At 51.2% G+C, this 2,064-nt stretch carries 4 protein-coding genes; 3 read left to right on the forward strand and 1 reads right to left on the reverse strand.

The window, feature by feature from the left end:
- Window positions 1-187 precede the first annotated feature (187 nt).
- Complete coding sequence (locus ACTHS3_RS11960) at window positions 188-397, forward strand: heavy-metal-associated domain-containing protein (RefSeq protein ID WP_004519826.1); 210 nt, start codon at window positions 188-190, stop codon at window positions 395-397.
- Window positions 398-643: 246 nt separating this feature from the next.
- Here ACTHS3_RS11960 and cueR read toward each other — a convergent pair whose 3' ends face one another.
- The gene (cueR, locus tag ACTHS3_RS11965) at window positions 644-1,036 is read right to left on the reverse strand and encodes a Cu(I)-responsive transcriptional regulator (protein ID WP_049336562.1); all 393 of its coding nucleotides are present in this window, start codon (window positions 1,034-1,036) and stop codon (window positions 644-646) included.
- Window positions 1,037-1,183: 147 nt separating this feature from the next.
- Between cueR and ACTHS3_RS11970 the strand changes: the two genes are divergently transcribed.
- Window positions 1,184-1,393 carry a heavy-metal-associated domain-containing protein gene (locus tag ACTHS3_RS11970; RefSeq protein ID WP_003674677.1) on the forward strand — a complete coding sequence of 70 codons (210 nt, stop codon included), beginning with the start codon at window positions 1,184-1,186 and terminating at the stop codon, window positions 1,391-1,393.
- Between the two features lie 99 nt (window positions 1,394-1,492).
- Window positions 1,493-2,064: cation transporter (locus ACTHS3_RS11975; protein ID WP_440368035.1), on the forward strand; the 572-nt coding region annotated here is incomplete at its 3' end.

A 2,064-nucleotide genomic window follows, 5' to 3' on the forward strand; every position in this document is an offset into this window, starting at 1 on the left:
GCGCATACGCTAACCCATTGTTTGAATGTTGAAGTCATTATTATGTCCGTTTGATGAAGCAAAAGGCGTTATTGTACACCTATCTGCATTTTTCAGACGGCCTTAATGAAGAATTTGCAAGCTGTTTGTGTAAGGAGTAAAGTATTTGGCAACCATATTTGATTTGTGTGAATGAAAGGAAATACAAATGCAAACTGTTACCCTCAACATCGATGGCATGACCTGTGGCGGCTGCGTGAAAAGCGTAACCCGTCTTTTGGAAGGCGTAGAAGGCGTGGAAAAAGCAGAAGTCAGCTTGGAAAACAAAAATGCAGTGATTACTTTTGATGAAAGCAAGACAGATACCGATGCGCTGATTGATGCCGTAGAAGATGGCGGCTACGATGTGGCTTTGTAACCGATAAGCGTATTTTGAAAAGGCCGTCTGAAACGCTTCAGACGGCCTCTGTCTCTTGATAACTTACTTTTTGCCATTATTTGGATTACACCGCCACACGGGTAAACAAAAGTTTTCGCGCATATCTGAAGCAAAGCGGCGGCAAGTGGCTGCCGTATTACGACGAGGCCTGTACCAAACCGTTAGCGGCCGACTAAGGCTACCTGAAACTTTTCAGGTAGCCTGTTTCTATTCTGCCCAAGCCGCCTAACGCTCCTCCAGCCCGGCCAAAATCGCACAATCCGGGCAGTCGTCTCCCGCGCAGGCATCGTGCCAACGTTGCAGCTCGGCCACCATGCCCTGCAAGCGTTCGATTTTGGCTTCCAGCTCGGCGATGTGCCGCGCGGTGAGCGTTTTCACTTCGCGGCTGGTACGCTGCGGGTTGTGTTGCAGGCTCAAAAGCTGCCCGATCTGCGGCAGCGAAAAGCCCACTTCCCGCGCATGGCGGATAAAGCGCAGCCGGACAAGGTCGGCCTGTCCGTAGCGGCGGTAGCCCGCTTCGCTGCGCGCGGCCGGAGCGATTAGGCCGTGCTTTTCGTAGTCGCGGATTTGTTTGGCGGAAAGGCCGCTCTCGGCCGCAGCCTGGCTGATGTTCATCATGATGCTTGACCTTTACTTCGGGTAAAGCTTTATAGTGGCGGCACTTAGCGGGAAAGCAAGAGCAGACCCATCATTTCAGGTTACCTGAAAGCTTTGGCTGCAACGGGCTTTAAAACCTCAGCCTCATTCCAACAGAAAGGAAACCCTATGCAAACCATCACATTAAACATCGAAGGCATGACTTGCGGCGGCTGCGTGAAAAGCGTTACCAGCATCCTCGAAGGCGTAAACGGCGTGGACAAGGCCGAAGTGAGCCTGGAAAACAAGAATGCCGTCGTGGAATTCGACCCCGCCCAAACCAACCCCGCCGCGCTGATAGAAGCGGTGGAAGACGGCGGCTTTGATGCGGCTTTGTAAATCGAATCGCAACAAATCGACTGCAACACCCCAAAGGCTACCTGAAAACCCTGCTCCGCTTTTTTCAGGTAGCCCAATCACATTCAGAAGGAAGAAACCATGCAACAAAAAGTCCGTTTCCAAATCGAAGGCATGACCTGTCAGGCCTGCGCTTCTCGTATTGAAAAAGTGTTGAACAAAAAAGATTTTGTCGAATCGGCAGGGGTAAACTTTGCCAGCGAGGAGGCGCAGGTTACGTTTGACGACAGCAAAACTTCCGCTGCCGACATCGCCAAAATCATTGAGAAAACCGGTTACGGCGCAAAGGAAAAAACGGAAGATACATTGCCGCAACCTGAAGCAGAACACCATATCGGCTGGAGGCTGTGGCTTTTGCTGGCCATTAATATTCCGTTTTTAATCGGCATGGTAGGCATGATGATCGGGCGGCACGATTGGATGATTCCGCCTGTATGGCAATTTGTACTGGCAAGCATAGTGCAACTTTGGCTGGCCATCCCGTTTTACAAAAGCGCGTGGGCGAGCATTAAGGGCGGACTGGCGAATATGGACGTGTTGGTTACCATCGGTACGGTGTCGATTTACCTGTATTCCGTCTATATGCTGTTTTTCAGCCCGCACGCGGCGCACGGCATGGCACACGTGTATTTTGAAGTAGGCGTGATGGTGAT

The sequence above is a fragment of the Neisseria sp. P0009.S007 genome (genome assembly GCF_051962515.1).

Coding starts and splice junctions, on each gene's coding strand:
- ACTHS3_RS11960 (WP_004519826.1), top strand. CDS start 188: ATGCAAACTGTTACCCTCAACATCGATGGCATGACCTGTGGCGGCTGC.
- cueR (WP_049336562.1), bottom strand. CDS start 1,036: ATGATGAACATCAGCCAGGCTGCGGCCGAGAGCGGCCTTTCCGCCAAA.
- ACTHS3_RS11970 (WP_003674677.1), top strand. CDS start 1,184: ATGCAAACCATCACATTAAACATCGAAGGCATGACTTGCGGCGGCTGC.